Origin of the sequence: Nitrospira sp. (genome assembly GCA_024760525.1) — a bacterium.
Taxonomy (GTDB): Bacteria; Nitrospirota; Nitrospiria; order Nitrospirales; family Nitrospiraceae; genus Nitrospira_D.
In genome coordinates, this window is the sequence record CP060499.1 from 2911876 (window position 1) to 2928717 (window position 16842).

Consider the following 16842-nt stretch of genomic DNA (forward strand, 5'->3'; position numbering starts at 1 on the left):
GTCTTGGGAGACTTATAAACAAGTCATGAAGTGTGGTCAGCACTCCGCCAACCATTCTTCGAAGCTCCGGTTCTGTATACCGCAGCGGAACCAGGCGCCGCCGCTGCCAACCCCTGAGAATAAAGGTCTTCCCCGGTTCCGCATAGGGCTGTTGACACACCATCACGAGCTCTCTCCCTTGATCATCTTCAATGATAAATCCTTTTACGTTCATATTTGTGCCACCTTCCTTGTTCAGAGACCTAGCTGTCGGCACTTAAGGATGCTGAGCAGCCGGCTGCTTCCTCAGCCACCTACCGGAACGGAGAACGGCTCACGTTCGCTCATTTGCTTTTGCTCCCTCCTAATCAATGCTCAAAGCAATGTACCTAGTAATCGGAGTGTAGCCTGTCAGAAGACAGCGAGAAGGCCTATCGGGGAAACCCTTAGAGAGAGGTGAAATGCCTCCTCAGAAACCCTAGCAAGTTCACGGAACGATCGTGGGAATGTGGAGGACCTGAGATGAGGATTAAGAGTAGGGCTGGATGAGCCCGACACGGATAGCAAAACGGACGAGCCCCGGCACATCGTGAATTTCGAGCCGCTCCATCAGCTGCGATCGATGGGTTTCGACCGTTTTGACGCTTAAATTGAGATAGCTGGCGATTTCTTTTGTCGTGCGGCCCTCCGCAATGAGTTGCAGGATTTCGCGCTGACGCATGCTGAGCTTGGCCAGCGGACCGGACGGCCCTTCGGACTTTCCTCGATACGCTTCAATCGCATACTTTGCAACCGCCGGAGTGAGGTATCTTTCGCCCTTGCCCACTGTCCTGATGGCCAACTCCAGTTCAGCCAGTTCCGCACCTTTCAATAAATAACCGGACGCACCCACCTGCAAAGCCTGCTGAAGGTATTCTTCGTTGGCATGCATCGACAGCAGAATCACCCGCGTGTTCGGGGATTCCTTGACGATCCTCGATGTGGCATCAAGCCCGTTTAATCCCGGCATCGCAATATCCATGAGCACGAGATCGGGAGCATCCGTTTGCACAGATTTGACAGCTTCCCATCCATCTCCCACATCCGAGATGACTTCGAGGCCGTTGATTTTTTGCAGGAGAGCCCGCATCCCGGCTCTCACCAACGCATGATCTTCCACCAGAAGCACCCGGAGGCAACTCATGGTGACATCACCTCAACCTGTCCATGCTGATTAGCCTGATCGTGTTGGGCGAGCGGGAAACAGAGTTGAAGTCTGGTCCCATGATCGGGCGTTGACGAAATCGCCAAGGTGCCACCCGCCAATCGCACACGCTCTTCCATGCCGAGCAACCCCATGCTTTCTCCTCCACGAGCACGTTGCCGTGCCAACATCACGTCAAATCCTACCCCGTCGTCTTGGATAATGAGGATGACTTCTTGATCTTGCCGACGCAGCGTCAGGTCGATGGTCCTGGCTCTCGCATACTTCGAGATGTTGGTCATCGCCTCCTGCACGACTCGAAAACAGGCGACTTCCAGGGGAACCGGGACCCGCCCGACCATTCCCTCAACGGAGAAAGCAAGGACCCATCCATTGCGCTCTGCCTGCCGGTTCGCATACCATCGCAACGCAGGAACCAAACCCAAATCATCGAGGAGTGACGGTCGTAGATCCAGCGCCAAGGTCCGCACTTGAGTCAGCAGCCGGTCCAGCAACTGAAGACTATCCGTGAGGGAACCGGAACGGACCTCTCCGGGCCCACGACTCTGGATTTCCTGCAGATCGATTTTCAGGGCAGTGAGCAACTGTCCGATTTCGTCATGCAGATCACGTGCGAGCCGGCTTCGCTCCTCCTCCTGCACCTGCATTAGCCGGCTGGAAAGTTCCCGCAGGGAATGGTTGGCATTGCTCAATTCGAAGGTTCGCTCATGAACTCGTATCTCCATTGAGGCATGCGCTTGTTGGAGGAGTGTCTCCGCCCGCTTCCGCTCGCTGATATCCCGAATGACTTTCGACACACCCACAAACTGACCGACTGTGTCCTTGAGCGGCGATAATGTCACCGACACATCGATACGGCGGCCATCCTTCGTCAACCGGACTGCATCATAGGTATGAATATTCTGCGCTCCCCGCACTGAGGCCAGCAACCGGACTTTGTCCTGATGAAGATCGGCTGGAACAAGTGTCAGAATCGAACGACCGATCATCTCGCTGGCGGTATAGCCGAAGATACCCTCGGCACCTGCATTCCATGTGGTCACAAATCCATCGGGTGTGACACTGAGAATGGCATCACTGCTGCTCTCCACGATAGCGCCCAGTCGTCTGGTTGCATCGTCGAGTTTCGCCCTTCTCGCTCGCGCCACAAGCGCCGCCGTAATCCAGAGGAGGGCCATGCCCAACACTCGATTGAAAGTCGCGATGTCCTGCGGAATGCCCGGAGGAGACAGCGTGTACCCTACTTGAAGGAGGACGGTCCCGACGGCCGCAACAATGTACGGAGCACTCGGCCACTCGATCCAGAGCGCCAACAGCACAGCGAACGCATCACCAACAACCCACGCCGCATACCCCCATGGCATGAACATGTCGACAAGGAAGGTCCCGACGAGGATCAGCGGAATCAGGACTCGGGCGTAGTTAGTGCTCATCACCGTCCGTGACGTGAAGAAACACGACCATCTCCCATTCGACGACTATTGGACACGAAGCAACAGAAGATCCAGCGTCGCCAGGAACCGTATCATACCCTAATTGATGGACCAGGATCGAGACCGAGAGTGATGAGATCAATGTAAGGGTTTTAGCTGTTTATCTCGGCTGTTTGACGATTGACGACATAAACACCGGCCAGGATGAGGCCAATACCGATAAATTCAATCAAACCCACTGATTCTTTTAAGATTAGCGCGGACAGCCCCACGGCCGCGACGGGGGTCAGATTGCCCAGAACCGAGGCGCGAGAGGGACCGATACCCTTAACGCCGAACAGCCAGGCCTGCTGCGCCACAGCCGTGGCAAAGACGATAAGATACCCCAGCGCGAGCCAGTCGGACGTCGTCACCGAACCGAGACCGGCCGTCATCATTTTTTGATCGGCCCACAGCAGTGGGATCTGCAAGACTGTCGCGACCATCAACGTGGTCCAATTCACCGTCAACGCCGAAATCCGTTCCATGATCGTGCGGCTGCCGATACTATAGAGCGCCCAGCTCACGACCCCAAGAAAGACCAACGTACTCCCGAGTAGCGGTCGCTCACCGGCCGCTTGGAAGCCTGCCACGGAAACCAATCCGACACCCGCGAAGGAGAGCAGTGCACCGGCCCAGACCGCCCGCAACGGTACATCCCGAATCAACATAGCCGAGAGCAGAGCGGTGACGACCGGGCTCGACCCGATGATCACACCACCGACCGCGCCACTGACATAGTTCAACCCCATGAGAATGAGCAAATGATTTCCCAACACGCCAAGGCCTAAAAGGCCGAGCAAGCCGATGTCGCCGCGGCTTATCTTGATCGCGCCGCCTTCTTTCGCCCACCACGTTGCCAGCAGAATGGCCAATCCTCCGATATCGCGTAGAACCGAGGCTTCAACCGCCGAAAACGACCCCAAAGCCATCTTCTGCGCCACGATCGAACCGCCCCACAGAACCGCCGCGAGCACAACGGACCCATAGGCCATGGAGGTGGATGGCTGACTCATGGCCTCTGGGATACCGTCGTTCCCGCTCGCCGTCAAGGAGTATTCTTCGTTCGAGAGATTTTCTTGACGGCGTTTACGATTCTGCGTAGCCTTCGTCCACCACATAAGGCCGGTTACACAAGGAGGTATTTCATGATCCGGAAACAGGCTCTTTGCGGATGTTTGGCAATAGCAGCAAGCGCATCCCTCCTCTTTGCAGGCTGCACGACAGCTCTTGTCCATGATGACGTCAAATACCCGCAAACCGGCGCTCATTGTTCAGGCTCTCAGGGTGTCGACGACTCTTCCATCGCCGTGTTGCCCGTCCCTCTGGTCGCATTTTTTGTTCCTCACGCCAACCTTCATGAGATCAAGGCCGATGATTACCTGAAGCGCTGTGGAGACCCGACCAAGTTGATCAACCGCAAGGTAGAGGTCAACCGCACAGCTTGCATCCCGGCGGGATTGACGCGCATTATCACCCTCGGTATCTGGCAATGGTGTCCGGCCAATGTGTCGTGGGGAGCGGATGTAAAGGCTTCGTGAACGAAGAGGCGTACCGCCGTTTCCACAGCGGTACGCCCTTAACACCGAATTCGAACCTGCATACTCTCCGTCTATCTCTCCCGCTCAAGACGAGTTATCGTAGACCTTCTGTCGATGGAGAGACTATTGGGTCTACGGCGAGTGCCTTGTCGATATCTTGTTGCTTCAACGACTATCAGGTAAGCGGTCATTCCACCATTGCTAACCATCATGAGGAGCCTCCTATGAAATACCTCTGTCTCGTCTACGTTGAAGAGAAGATCCTCAACGCCCTGCCGAAGCCCGAACGGCAAGCCCTCTCGGACGAATCGATCGCCTATTGTGGGGAATTGCAGAAGCTCGGCCGGTTTATCGCCGCCTCCCCACTCCATCCGGTAGAAACGGCGACAACGATCCGAGTCCGCGAGGGAAAGACCTCGACCACGGATGGACCATTTGCCGAAACCAAGGAGCAGCTGGGCGGGTTCTTCATGATCGACGTGAAGGATCTGAACGATGCCATCCGCGTCGCCTCGAAAATCCCGGCCGCCCGCATCGGCAGCATCGAAGTGCGGCCGATGCGCGAGTTGGAACACGGCTGCGCCGACTGAAATCGCCATGAGTGACGATCGTAGCAAGCAGGCGCGGGCGAAGGTCGATGAAGTGTATCGATCTGACTCCCGCCAGGTCCTGGCCACTTTGATCCGTTTGCTGGGCGACTTCGACGCAGCGGAGGAGGCGCTCCATGAAGCCTTTGCCGCGGCGATGGAACAATGGCCGCGTGACGGGGTGCCGGCTAATCCCCGCGCCTGGCTTGTCTCCACCGGCCGCTTCAGGGCGATCGACGGCATGCGACGGCGCGCCCGTTACGACGCATCTCTGAATGAAATGGCCAAACAGATCGAGACCGCGACCGGCGATCCGTTGGAGCAGGAAGACGAACATATCGAAGACGACCGTCTCCGGCTGATCTTCACCTGCTGCCACCCTGCTCTCAAACCGGAAGCACAAATGGCGTTGACGCTCCGCGAGGTCTGCGGCCTCACGACGGAAGAAATCGCGCGGGCGTTTCTCTCTACCCCGTCCACCCTGGCCCAGCGGATCGTCCGCGCCAAGGCGAAGATCCGCGACGCGCGCATCCCTTATGAAGTGCCGCCACCGTCCGATTTGCCTGGCCGGCTGGATATGGTGCTGCACGTGGTCTACCTCGTCTTCAACGAAGGATACTCAGCTTCGTTCGGTGCCTCACTGACCAGGGCCGACCTCTCCGGTGAAGCGATTCGTCTTGGCCGGCTCCTTTTACAGCTGTTACCTGAGCCGGAAGTCATGGGCCTCCTGGCGCTGATGTTGTTGCACGAATCGCGACGCACCGCACGCACATCGGCCACGGGAGATCTCGTGCTGCTGGAGCAACAGGATCGGTCATTATGGAATCGTGGTCACATTCAAGAAGGTGTCACACTGATCGAACGAGCGCTGGTCTCACGGCGCTTTGGGCCATATACGCTGCAGGCAGCGATTGCCGCAGTCCATGCCGAGGCACCGGGCACCATTGAAACGGATTGGGCTCAGATCGTCGCGCTCTACGACCTCTTGTTGAGAGTGGAGCCGTCGCCGATCGTCGAGCTCAATCGAGCCGTGGCGGTCGCTATGCGTGATGGGCCGGAGAAAGGCTTGGAGTTGGTCGATGAACTCCTGGCCCGCGGCGAGTTGGCGAACTATCACCTGGCACACGCTGCACGGGCCGATCTCTGCCGACGACTGGGAAAGAACGCGGAGTCCCGCGCCTCATACAAAAAGGCTCTCGCTCTCACCAAACAGGAACCGGAACGACGGTTCTTGGAGAAGCGATTGGCCGAGCTATAGCGCAACCTATGGCATTCCCTCTCTGATCTACGGGAACCACAAACAAGGGGGTCTTTCAGTTGCCGACAAGGGATTTCACCAATTACGGTGCGAGTCGGGGGTCGATTGTCTTTATAGACAATGGCTTGTACAGTACATATGCAGATGTTGACTACCCATCATCGGGGACTCTCGTGGCCATACCTAACCGTCTCCTGATGACATTGATACTTTGGTACATGGCGCTGTCCATATGGACGGCCTATGAACCAGCAGATCGGCAATTTTGGCTCTTGTCCAGTCTCCTTCCCAGCCTGTTGGTATTGGTCCTCGCCGGTACACACCGATACCTAACCCTGTCACCTGCTTCCTATGTGCTGATTATGCTGTTTCTTACCATGCACATGATCGGTGTCCATTACACGTATGCCCAGACACCTATGGGAACTTGGTTGGATGACATCCTTCACATGGGACGGAACCACTATGATCGAGTCGTGCATTTTAGTTTCGGCCTGTTGCTCACGTACCCCATCGAGGAACTGTTTCGTCTCACGGGATCCCTTCGCGGCTGGCTCCTGTATTACCTACCGGTGATGACGGTCCTCGGTCTCAGCGGCCTCTGGGAAATCATCGAGTCGTGGGTGACCCAAGCCATCCATCCCGAACTAGGGCTCACCTATCTCGGCGCGCAGGGAGACATCTGGGACGCCCAGAAGGACATGACTGCCGCCCTCTATGGCTCCTTACTCTGTATGGGATTCCTACTCATCTGGCGTCTCAGCAGGAGAGGCCCAAGAACCGTGAGTCAAGCGCTCTCGCCGATGCCTTCCATTGAATGACATCGGAGACTCAGGCAGTGAACCGGACGACCGTGCTGCGAGGACTGGTGGGCTGGTACATAGGGCTGTGGTGCATGCTGGCGATTGCTCCCTACGATCGTCAGGATTGGCTGCTGGAAAACCTGCTCGCCGTGACAGTCATCGCCGTCCTTTTCTTGACCTTCCGACTATTTCAGTTTTCGACCCTCTCGTATGTGCTCATCACCGTGTTTTTGACCCTTCATGCCATCGGTGCTCACTACACATATGCCGAAGTGCCGTTCGGCTTTTGGCTGCAGCAAATGCTTGCTTTGGATCGCAATCCGTTTGACCGCATCGTTCATTTTGCTTATGGATTCCTGCTCGTCTATCCCCTGCGAGAGATTCTTGTACGATTGGCCGGCGTCACGGGATTTTGGTCTTATTATCTACCGATCAGCGGGACCGTTGCTCAGAGTGGATTCTTCGAACTCATCGAAGCACTGGTCGCCATATTGGTCAATCCCGAACTGGGAACGGCCTACCTGGGCACACAAGGTGATGAGTGGGACGCACAGAAAGATATGGCGGCTGCCTTAGTCGGTGCCATCATCACAATGTCCTTGCTGCTCTTCTCTGTCCGGCACAGCCCATCTCATGAGGCTCTGATCTCCTTTGATAGAAGAAGGGAAGCAGATTGTAGAGATGGGCGTTAACAGGGAATATCAATCACTGGATCACAGAAGAGGGGACCGACCGTTGGGGGTCGCGCGAATTGAGTCGCTGGATCACGCATGCCCGATGCAACTCCTCCGCTTCTGCCACGAATAATGTTCGAACGGCTGCGCGACTCTGAACTTGCCGAGCGGTTGTTAGTCGATCGGATAATGAGTTTTGACGAAACACCGCTTGTCGGTGCGACGAGCGGTTGGAGTTGGGAAATCACGGCCGGGGTCTGCCGCTGAACAGAAGGGGTGGTGGAATCAATCTGGGCGAATCCAGTCGACCATCCGCTCGACACGCTGAGAGCGCTTGCGACAATCCGCACCGTCAACAGCTGCGTCATCGGCAGACCTCGCCGAAGATTGTTAGGAGTCTATTTATATCTAAGCACAGACATCCATTGTGCGATACCTGGTTAATCTCCTAGACTCACCATAGATCCGTTCAGTCTTCAATCAGCTTCCATCGTCCCAGACTAGAGGCCAGAGAGAATCAGGCGCCAGGATCCCTGCAAATCTGGTAACATCATCGGACCCGCCCACGATCAATAAACTAGAGAACGTTATTTGGGGGAGGCTTTTAGCGATTTATCGTGAATAAGAGCAATTGGATCGGATCAGTTCTCCTTGTCACCGTGGTGATCCTCGTCGGGGTCGGTCTAGCAGCCTGGAAGTACGAATCGTTCCAGAGCGAGCAAGCCGGCTCGGCCAATCAGCCTGAGCCAATGGAGGCGGTGACCGTCGCTGTGGCCCGCGCCATCGACCACCGTCAGGCCACCACGTCGATTGGAACGGTCCTCGCATTGCGCTCAATCACGCTGAAGAACGAATTGGCCGGAACGGTTCGGGAAGTTCGACTGACTCCCGGGCAGATCGTCGAAGCGGGCACACTGTTGGTCGCACTGGATGTCTCGGTCGAGGAGGCTGAACTTCGGGCGCAAGAGGCCCAAGCCGCGCTCACGAGGACGGTCCTCGCTCGCAGGCAAAACCTCAGTCATGAACTCGCCACGACTCAAGAAGAAGTAGATCGCGCGCGCGCCGACTTGGATATCGCACAGGCCCAGATCGCCCGCACCAAGGCGATCATCGCCCGCAAGACCATCCGTGCCCCATTCCGGGCCCGTGTCGGTATGGCGGATGTCCATCCCGGTCAATACCTGGATGAAGGAACACTTCTGACAACCCTTCAGGGAGTTGGTGAGGCGGTGCACGTCGACTTCACGGTTGCGCAACAGGTGGCAACGGGTTTACGCGTCGGCGAAACCGTTGAAGTATTCGCGGCCGGTGACTCCCCGGTCATCCCGGCCAAGATCGTCGCCCTCGACTCACGAGTTGATCCAACGACTCGAAACGCAATGGTGCGCGCCAGGATTGAGGGGGCCCGAAACATCCCCGCGCCCGGAGCTTCGGTACGCGTTCGAATCCCGGTCGGCCCCGCGCGGACCCTCGTGGCCATCCCGGTCAGTGCGCTCCGCAAGGGGCCGGGAGGGGACCAGGTGTTCGTCATTGCACCGGATAAAGATGGCCGGGCAAGAGTCCATGCTCGTCAGGTCGAAAGCGGGACCATGATCGGCGACGAGATTGTCATCTATACCGGTCTGACTCCAGGCGAGCAGGTCGCCGCCCTGGGCTCCTTCAAGCTCCGCGACGGTATCCTGATCGCGATCGCGGACACCGCTGCGAATCCGTCCCAAGAGCATCGCGAGACAGAGAAACCGTAAACGGATCACGATGCAATAGGACACAACCAGGGCATTGTTTACCGGCCTATTTATCAGAGACCCTATGGCGGCGATCGTCGAATGAACATCTGCCTTCATGCAGTACGGGCGACAGTCGATGCTGAGAATAATTCCAGGAAAGGAAAATGACATGAACCAAATGGTTCCTCATAAACAATTTGGAGTATTGTTGCTCGCTGTTCTGTGTCTGGCCGGTTGCGCCGAGTCAACCTATCAGCGCCTGAATGATCCCTCCCGGGACGTATGGCAAAAGCCGCAAGGAGTGGTTGAAAAACTGTCGATCGCCCCCGGATCACGTGTCGCAGACTTAGGCGCCGGTGGAGGCTATTTCACTTGGCATCTGGCCAAAGCAGTCGGCTCACGAGGAACCGTGTATGCCGTTGAGGTCAACGAGACGGCACTGAACATGATCTTCAAGGAAATGGTCGCTCGAGGGACTCCAAACGTGCGGCCGGTCCGAGCCGAACCCCACGATCCCAGACTTCCCGAGCCTGTCGACCTGGTATTCAGTTGCGATACGTACCATCAGATGGAAGATCGAGTGGCCTATTTTCGTTCCCTGGGATCGTCGCTGAGGCCCGGGGGGCGAGTGGCGATTCTCGACTTTCATCCTCGTGGACTCGTCGCCGGTCTGTTCGGCCAGAGAACCGCAAAGGAAGATGTTCGACTCGAAATGGAAGCGGCCGGCTACCGGCTCGTGAACGACTACAACCTACTGGAGCAGCAGCATTTCCAAGTGTTCACGAAGCATGAGGGGTGAGTGAACGCCCTCTCAGCTGACCTTTCTCCGATAGATCGTCCCGGAATTGCCGTCCAGATCAGCCACAACCGCCATGTGGCCGACCGGGGTTTCCAGTGGTTGTAGACTGACCGCATTGCGGTTGCCTTTAACTGTGCGATAGCTGCATCGAAGTCTTGCACTTCGAGCCCCACACATCCACCGCTGAAAGCCGGCTTCCAATCCGGCGTTCCATTGCTGATCGCAAGCGTACTGGCTCGATGTCATACTCGATGTGGTCTTGCTCCTCCGTTGTGAAGCTCCGTAGCTGCCTCAGTCGTCATAGGCCTTCATAGAACTGCCGAGCCCACCGCAGGTCTGTGACCGGACAGTATGTGAAGGCAATCTGCTGACAATCGCCGCCCTTTGAAGACGAACCGGCGGCAAGAAAAGAAGTCCAAGACCCTTGAGACGCATCATGTGGAAAGCGACGCAAGGGCAGACAATAGGGTAGGATGTAGAAACAACGCATGATTCACTGAAGGCGCGCATGAGCGACGACGACCGCATAGTCCGACCCCAAGTCGACACCGATCCGCAGGAAACTCGCGAGTGGCTGGACTCCCTGAACTACGTGCTCGAGCAGCAGGGCGTCGAGCGGGCGACGTATCTCTTCGAACGACTCCGTGATCGGCTGGGCGAACGGGGCGCGCAGGTTTCCGCAGCGGTCAACACGCCCTACATCAATACGATCCCCGCATCGCAGGAGCCGCCCTACCCGGGCAAGCTCGAACTCGAACGCCGCCTCCGCAGCGTGATTCGCTGGAATGCGATGGCCATGGTCGTGAAGGCCAATAAGGAGCGACCGGGGATCGGCGGACATATTTCCACGTATGCGTCGGCCGCCACCCTGTACGAAGTCGCCTTCCATCATTTTCTGCACGGCAAAGATGCGCCCCAGGGTGGAGACATCGTCTACTTCCAAGGCCACGCCGCGCCCGGCATCTACGCGCGCAGCTTCGTCGAGGGCCGCCTCTCCGAGGAAGCACTGCTCCGCTTCCGGACCGAAGTGACCGCAGGGGGACGAGGCTTATCGTCCTATCCGCATCCCTGGCTCATGCCGGACTACTGGGAAATTCCAACCGTGTCGATGGGCTTGGCGCCGATCATGTCGATCTACCAAGCGCGTTTCAACCGCTACCTGCAGGACCGCGGCCTGAAGGACACGAGCCGGAAGCGTGTGTGGGCCTTCATTGGTGACGGTGAAACCGACGAACCGGAAAGTCTCGGTGCCCTCACGCTTGCCTCACGCGAGCGGCTCGACAATCTCATTTGGGTGGTGAACTGTAATCTCCAACGCCTCGACGGCCCGGTGCGCGGGAACGGCAAGATCATTCAAGAGTTGGAAGCGATTTTCCGCGGCGCGGGCTGGCACGTGATCAAGGTCATCTGGGGCAGCAGCTGGGATCCGTTGTTGGCGCAGGATGATGAAGGCCTCCTGGTGAAGCGGATGGGAGAAGTCGTGGACGGGTGGTACCAAAAATACACCGTCGAAGGCGGGGCTTTTGCGCGCAAGCATTTTTTCGGCGCAGACCCTCGACTGCTGAAGATGGTGGAGAGTTATTCTGACGAACAAATCCACAAGATGCTACGGGGCGGCCACGATCCGCGGAAACTCTACGCGGCCTATAGGGCCGCAGTGGAGCATCGCGGCCAGCCGACAGTCATCCTGGCCAAGACGATCAAGGGCTATGGGCTGGGCGAAGCGGGTGAAGGCCGCAACATCACCCATCAACAAAAGAAGATGAACGAGCGGGAACTCCGCGAGTTCCGAACGAGGTTCAGCGTCCCGGTTCCCGACGAGCAGCTGGCTGCGATGCCGTTTTACCGGCCTCCGGCCGGGAGTCCCGAGGCCGCCTATCTCGTCGAACGCATCAAGGCGATGGGTGGTTCCATTCCTGAGCGGAGAGTGAAGGTCGAGTCCCTCGACACACCAGAACTCGATCAGTTCAAGGAATTTCTCGAAGGATCCGGCGAACGTCCGGTCTCCACCACGATGGGGTTCGCCCGCATGCTGGGCCGCCTGCTCGGGATCAAGGGCTTCGGGAAACATCTCGTGCCGATCATTCCCGATGAGGCGCGCACGTTCGGACTCGAAGCGCTCTTCAGACAATACGGCATTTATTCACACATCGGACAACTCTATGAGCCGGTCGACAAGAGTTCGCTCCTCTATTACTTCGAGGCGACCAACGGGCAAATACTCGAAGAGGGCATCACCGAAGCGGGCGCGATGTCCTCCTACATCGCCGCCGGTACTGCCTACGCGACGCATGGAGTGAACACGATTCCCTTCTACATTTTCTATTCGATGTTCGGCTTTCAACGGGTCGGCGATCTGATATGGGCCGCCTCCGACATGCGCGCCCGCGGCTTTCTGCTGGGTGCCACGGCGGGCCGTACGACATTGGAGGGCGAAGGTCTGCAACATCAAGACGGGCACAGCCATCTGTTCGCCGGCGCCTATCCGACGATCGCTTCATATGACCCGGCCTTTATGTTTGAGCTTGCGGTCATTCTCCAAGATGGAATAAGGCGCATGTACCGAGACCGGGAGGAGCGCTCCTACTACATCACTCTCTATAACGAATCCTATAAGATGCCTGCCATGCCGGAAGGCGCAGAGGAAGGGATTCGCGAAGGCATGTACCGCTTTCGTCCGTCACCTGAGCGAGCGAAACACCGGGCACATTTGTTGGCCAGCGGCGCGCTGGTCAACGAAACGTCACGGGCGCAAGATCTTCTACTGCGATACGGAGTGGCCGCCGATCTGTGGAGCGTGACGAGTTACAACACGTTGCGCACGCACGCAATGGAGGCTGAGCGCTGGAACATGCTGCATCCGGAAGAGACACCGCGTATGAGTTATCTCCACAAGACGGCGCAGGCGCTCGACGGCCCTTGTGTGGCCGTGAGCGACTATGTTCGCCTGGTCCCTCAACAAATCGCACCCTGGATTCCGGGCGGCGTGCTTACATTGGGCACAGACGGGCTTGGCCGAAGCGACAGCCGTAAAGCATTACGCAGGTTCTTTGAAATCGACGCCGAGCATGTGACCGTAGCGACACTCTATGCCTTGTTTCGACGGAAAATCATCGAGGCTCGCCTGGTCACGCAGGCGGCGCGGGATCTTGGAGTCTCGTCTGATGAAGGAGCTCCCTGGCGCCGGTAACCAGACCGACGCTCATACTGTGAAGGATATGCCATGAACGTTGAACTACCGTTTCTAGCGGAAGGCGTCGAAGGCGGTGACGTCGTCCAGCTGTTGGTGCACGAGGGCGATCAAGTGACCGAAGGACAAGCGTTGATCGAGCTCGAGACCGAAAAAGCGACGGTGCCGGTGCCGGCACCGGCAGCCGGAAAAGTAGTCCGCCTGCTTGTACGGCAGGGTGATCATGTGAAGGTTGGACAAGCGCTGGTCGAACTCGACGGTGCAGATCACACAGCGAAACCGGCCGAGAATCAGAAGCCGGAGGGATCGGCTGTCCCCCCTATTTCACACCCGCCGCCGGCCGTCGAGCAACAGAAAGAGCCGAACGCCTCGCCGTCCGAAGTGCCGGTGGACACGGAGCAATCGGCGACAATGCAGGCTCCGTCTGCACCCCCCGCGGCGGCCTCATCATCCGGCGGGTCCGCAGTTCCGGCATCCCCGTCAGTGCGCCGGCTCGCACGCGAATTGGGAGTGGATCTCGCACAGGTAAAAGGTTCCGAAAGCGGAGGCCGGATCACCGCCGAAGACGTCAAATTGTTCGTACGGCAACGAAGCGGCCGCGGCGGCGCCCCGACTGAAAAAGACCGCACCTTCATGACGATGTACGGACACGAGCACCGGGAGGCACTGCCGTCAATCCGGCGTACGATTGCGGCCAATATGACACAAGCTTGGACGACGATCCCGCATGTCCACCAATTTCAGGATGCCGACATCACGGACCTGATGACGCTCCATAAACGATACGCGCCGGAATTCAAGAAAAAAGGCGCCACGCTCACACTGACCAGCCTCGTCCTCAAAGCGGTGGTCCATGCGCTCAAGCAATATCCGCAATTGAATGCGTCGCTCGACCTCACGAATGGTGAAGTGATTTTCAAGGATTACTACAATATCGGCGTGGCAGTGGATACACCCGCGGGGTTGATCGTCCCGGTGATACACCACGCGGATCAGAAAGATCTTCTGCAACTCTCTCTGGAACTCGCCGATCTTGCGGAACGCACCCGCAAACGTGAAGTGAAACTGGAAGAGCTGCGCGGCTCGACATTTACGGTGAGCAACATGGGCGGGATCGGCGCCGGTCCGTTCACGCCCATCATCTATCCACCGCAGGTCGGCATCTTGGGCCTGGGCCGGGCTCGCATGATGCCAGTGTATCGTGACGGCCAATTCGTGCCACGCCGGGTTCTGCAGCTATGCGTGGCCTACGATCATCGGCTGGTGGATGGGACCGTCGGCGCGCGATTCACCAACGAGATCGTCAAAGTGCTGGAAGACTTTCAAGCGATGTTCCTCGGGCTGTAGTGCGTGAAGGGTATCTCGTGAAACGTCGTTCGCGTACATTGGGATCCAGCGAGAGACGATCGACAAGATACATCGGAGGGATCGATGGCAGAATCCAACTATGACGTTGCCGTGATCGGCGCAGGGCCCGGCGGCTATGCGGCGGCCTTTCAAGCATCTGATCTCGGATTACGCACGGCATTGATCGATCAGGACCCGCAGTTGGGCGGCACCTGTCTGTTGCGGGGATGTATTCCGTCGAAAGCGTTGCTGCACGCTGCCCGTCTCCTCACCGATGCGGAGGACGCGGACGCGTGGGGCATCCACTTCGAGAAGCCGCGCCTGGACCTCGCCGCGTTACGCGGACGTTTGCAGTCGATCGTCGGCAAACTCAGCAAAGGGGTGCAGACCTTGGCAAGCACTCGCAAAGTCGATGTCATTCAAGGCAAGGCTTCGTTCAAAGACTCAAAGACACTGCTGCTGTCCGCCCCGGATGGGACACGCGATCTGTCGTTCGCCCATGCCATTCTCGCCACCGGATCGCAGCCGGCTATGCCCCCCTCTCTGAAGCTCGACGATCCGCGTGTGATGGATTCCACCGGCATGCTCGGCGTGCCGGATGTCCCCGCCCATCTGCTGGTCGTCGGAGGCGGCTACATCGGGTTAGAGTTGGGAACCTTCTACCAAGCGCTCGGATCGGCCGTGACGATCGTCGAAACGCTGCCGCGTCTTTTGGCCGGCACCGATCCGGATCTCGTGCGGCCGCTGCAACAACGTATGCAGCGCCGTTTCAAAGCCATCAGGCTGAACACCACGGTCGAGAAGTTGGAGACGCGGGATGAGGGAGTGGCTGCGACCTTGACGGGCGCCGAGGGAACGAGCACCGAGATCTTCGACCGCGTGCTCGTCGCCGTGGGGCGGAAACCCAATACCGAACAGCTTGGGCTCGAACGGACAAGAATCGAGGTCTCACCGAAGGGCTTCGTGCAGGTCGATCGGCAGATGCGCACAGCCGAGCCGACCATCTTCGCGATCGGCGACGTGGCGGGAGAACCGATGCTCGCCCACAAAGCGACGCATGAAGGGCTGATCGCCGCCAGAGTGATTGCCGGCCGTCAGGCAGCGTTTGACGCCGCCGCGATTCCGGCCGTCGTCTTCACCGATCCTGAAATCGCCTGGTGCGGGCTCACAGAAGAAGGGGCGAAGGCGGCCGGGCAAGCGGTGAAGATCGCGCGGTTTCCCTGGGCGGCCAGCGGCCGCGCCGCGACGCTGAACAGGACCGAAGGACTCACGAAGCTCATCCTCGACCCCGATTCAGGCCGCGTGCTCGGGGTTGGGCTCTGCGGTGTCGGCGCGGGAGAACTCATCTCAGAAGGAGTCTTGGCCATCGAGATGGGTGCGCTTGCCGAGGATCTCGCTGCCTCGATTCATCCGCATCCGACTTTGAGCGAGACAGTCATGGAGGCGGCTGAATCGTTCCACGGATCGCCGACACATCTCTTCGTTCCCAAGCGGTCATGACATGCGTGCGCTCCGTTTGCTCGATCTGACCCTCCCCTTTCCCGTTGAAAATCTTGCGCTCGATGAAGCCTTACTGGATGAACTGGATGAGCAGGGCGGAGATCCCGTGCTCCGGTTTTGGGAGGGCGACCGTCACTTCGTTGTGCTGGGTCGCACCTCTCGATTGATCGACGACGTCCATCTTGCCGCTTGCGAAGGAGACGGCATTCCTATCCTGCGACGCGCAAGCGGCGGCGGGACCGTCTTACAGGGGCCAGGATGCCTCTCGTATGCCTTCGTGCTACCGCTCGACCTGCATCCTGAGCTCGGGACTATCCGCGCGACAAATCGATTCATCCTGGAACGGATTGCCGCCGTTCTTCGTCGATGGGAGCCTGCCACGACTTTCCAGGGAATCAGCGACCTCGCAATCGGCGAGATGAAAATTTCCGGCAATGCGCAACGACGAACGAGGAAGACACTGCTCTTTCACGGCACCATCCTACATGGCATGGAGCCGAATCTGATCGCACGGTACCTGAAACACCCTGCACGACAACCACCCTACCGCTCGAACCGACCCCACAGCACGTTCCTTCGGACGATCAACGTTCCGTCGAACACCATCAAGCAGGCCATTGCCGCCGCATGGGACGCGGAGTCGACGGACGACATGTGGCCCACAGCCCGTATGCCGCACACCGTTGCGGCTGTCCTCGCGCGAAGTCCGTAAGAATCATAACGCGGTCTGACAATACGCGAAACAGTCGAGACAACCATTT

General features: G+C 58.1%; 16 protein-coding genes. 12 read left to right on the top strand and 4 right to left on the bottom strand.

Going from position 1 to position 16842, the window contains the following annotated elements; genetic code table 11:
• Positions 1 to 508: 508 nt before the first annotated feature.
• The 3 genes from H8K04_13635 to H8K04_13645 all read right to left on the bottom strand — a co-directional run bounded on the left by H8K04_13635 (position 509) and on the right by H8K04_13645 (position 3671).
• Positions 509 to 1162 (bottom strand): response regulator transcription factor, encoded by a 654-nt coding sequence (locus H8K04_13635; protein ID UVT14872.1) that lies wholly within the window; start codon positions 1160 to 1162, stop codon positions 509 to 511.
• Positions 1159 to 2616, bottom strand: a complete 1458-nt coding sequence (locus H8K04_13640; protein UVT14873.1) for a PAS domain S-box protein — start codon at positions 2614 to 2616, stop codon at positions 1159 to 1161. The genes H8K04_13635 and H8K04_13640 overlap by 4 nt, the downstream gene beginning before the upstream one ends.
• A gap of 152 nt (positions 2617 to 2768) precedes the next feature.
• A complete protein-coding gene (locus H8K04_13645; GenBank protein ID UVT17981.1) occupies positions 2769 to 3671 on the bottom strand; it encodes a DMT family transporter in 903 nt (300 codons plus the stop codon).
• A 132-nt stretch (positions 3672 to 3803) separates the two neighbouring features.
• On the opposite strand from H8K04_13645, the gene H8K04_13650 reads away from it, so the two are divergent.
• The 8 genes from H8K04_13650 (at position 3804) to H8K04_13685 (ending at position 10044) form a co-directional block, all read left to right on the top strand.
• Positions 3804 to 4196: a hypothetical protein gene (locus H8K04_13650; GenBank protein UVT14874.1), complete on the top strand. Its 393-nt coding sequence runs from the start codon at positions 3804 to 3806 to the stop codon at positions 4194 to 4196.
• Between the two features lie 224 nt (positions 4197 to 4420).
• Entirely contained in the window at positions 4421 to 4786 is a 366-nt protein-coding gene (locus H8K04_13655) for a YciI family protein (protein ID UVT14875.1), read from the top strand.
• A gap of 7 nt (positions 4787 to 4793) precedes the next feature.
• Complete coding sequence (locus tag H8K04_13660) at positions 4794 to 6041, top strand: RNA polymerase sigma factor (protein UVT14876.1); 1248 nt, start codon at positions 4794 to 4796, stop codon at positions 6039 to 6041.
• A gap of 218 nt (positions 6042 to 6259) precedes the next feature.
• Complete coding sequence (locus tag H8K04_13665; protein ID UVT14877.1) at positions 6260 to 6862, top strand: DUF2238 domain-containing protein; 603 nt, start codon at positions 6260 to 6262, stop codon at positions 6860 to 6862.
• Positions 6859 to 7536 (top strand): DUF2238 domain-containing protein, encoded by a 678-nt coding sequence (locus tag H8K04_13670; GenBank protein ID UVT14878.1) that lies wholly within the window; start codon positions 6859 to 6861, stop codon positions 7534 to 7536. The genes H8K04_13665 and H8K04_13670 overlap by 4 nt, the downstream gene beginning before the upstream one ends.
• 78 nt (positions 7537 to 7614) lie before the next feature.
• On the top strand, positions 7615 to 7785 hold the full coding sequence (locus tag H8K04_13675; protein UVT14879.1) for a hypothetical protein: 171 nt from the start codon (positions 7615 to 7617) through the stop codon (positions 7783 to 7785).
• Between the two features lie 350 nt (positions 7786 to 8135).
• Entirely contained in the window at positions 8136 to 9263 is a 1128-nt protein-coding gene (locus H8K04_13680; GenBank protein UVT14880.1) for an efflux RND transporter periplasmic adaptor subunit, read from the top strand.
• Positions 9264 to 9414: 151 nt separating this feature from the next.
• A complete protein-coding gene (locus tag H8K04_13685) occupies positions 9415 to 10044 on the top strand; it encodes a class I SAM-dependent methyltransferase (protein ID UVT14881.1) in 630 nt (209 codons plus the stop codon).
• A gap of 12 nt (positions 10045 to 10056) precedes the next feature.
• On the opposite strand, the gene H8K04_13690 is transcribed toward H8K04_13685, so the two are convergent.
• On the bottom strand, positions 10057 to 10290 hold the full coding sequence (locus tag H8K04_13690; GenBank protein ID UVT14882.1) for a hypothetical protein: 234 nt from the start codon (positions 10288 to 10290) through the stop codon (positions 10057 to 10059).
• A 262-nt stretch (positions 10291 to 10552) separates the two neighbouring features.
• Here H8K04_13690 and aceE point away from each other — a divergent pair, with 262 nt between their 5' ends.
• The 4 genes from aceE (at position 10553) to H8K04_13710 (ending at position 16793) form a co-directional block, all read left to right on the top strand.
• Positions 10553 to 13234 carry a pyruvate dehydrogenase (acetyl-transferring), homodimeric type gene (aceE, locus tag H8K04_13695; GenBank protein ID UVT14883.1) on the top strand — a complete coding sequence of 894 codons (2682 nt, stop codon included), beginning with the start codon at positions 10553 to 10555 and terminating at the stop codon, positions 13232 to 13234.
• Between the two features lie 33 nt (positions 13235 to 13267).
• Positions 13268 to 14581, top strand: coding sequence for a 2-oxo acid dehydrogenase subunit E2 (locus H8K04_13700; protein ID UVT14884.1), 1314 nt, complete (start codon positions 13268 to 13270; stop codon positions 14579 to 14581).
• An 84-nt stretch (positions 14582 to 14665) separates the two neighbouring features.
• Positions 14666 to 16081: a dihydrolipoyl dehydrogenase gene (gene lpdA / locus H8K04_13705; GenBank protein ID UVT14885.1), complete on the top strand. Its 1416-nt coding sequence runs from the start codon at positions 14666 to 14668 to the stop codon at positions 16079 to 16081.
• 1 nt (position 16082) lies between these two features.
• Entirely contained in the window at positions 16083 to 16793 is a 711-nt protein-coding gene (locus tag H8K04_13710; protein UVT14886.1) for a lipoate--protein ligase family protein, read from the top strand.
• Positions 16794 to 16842 lie beyond the last annotated feature (49 nt).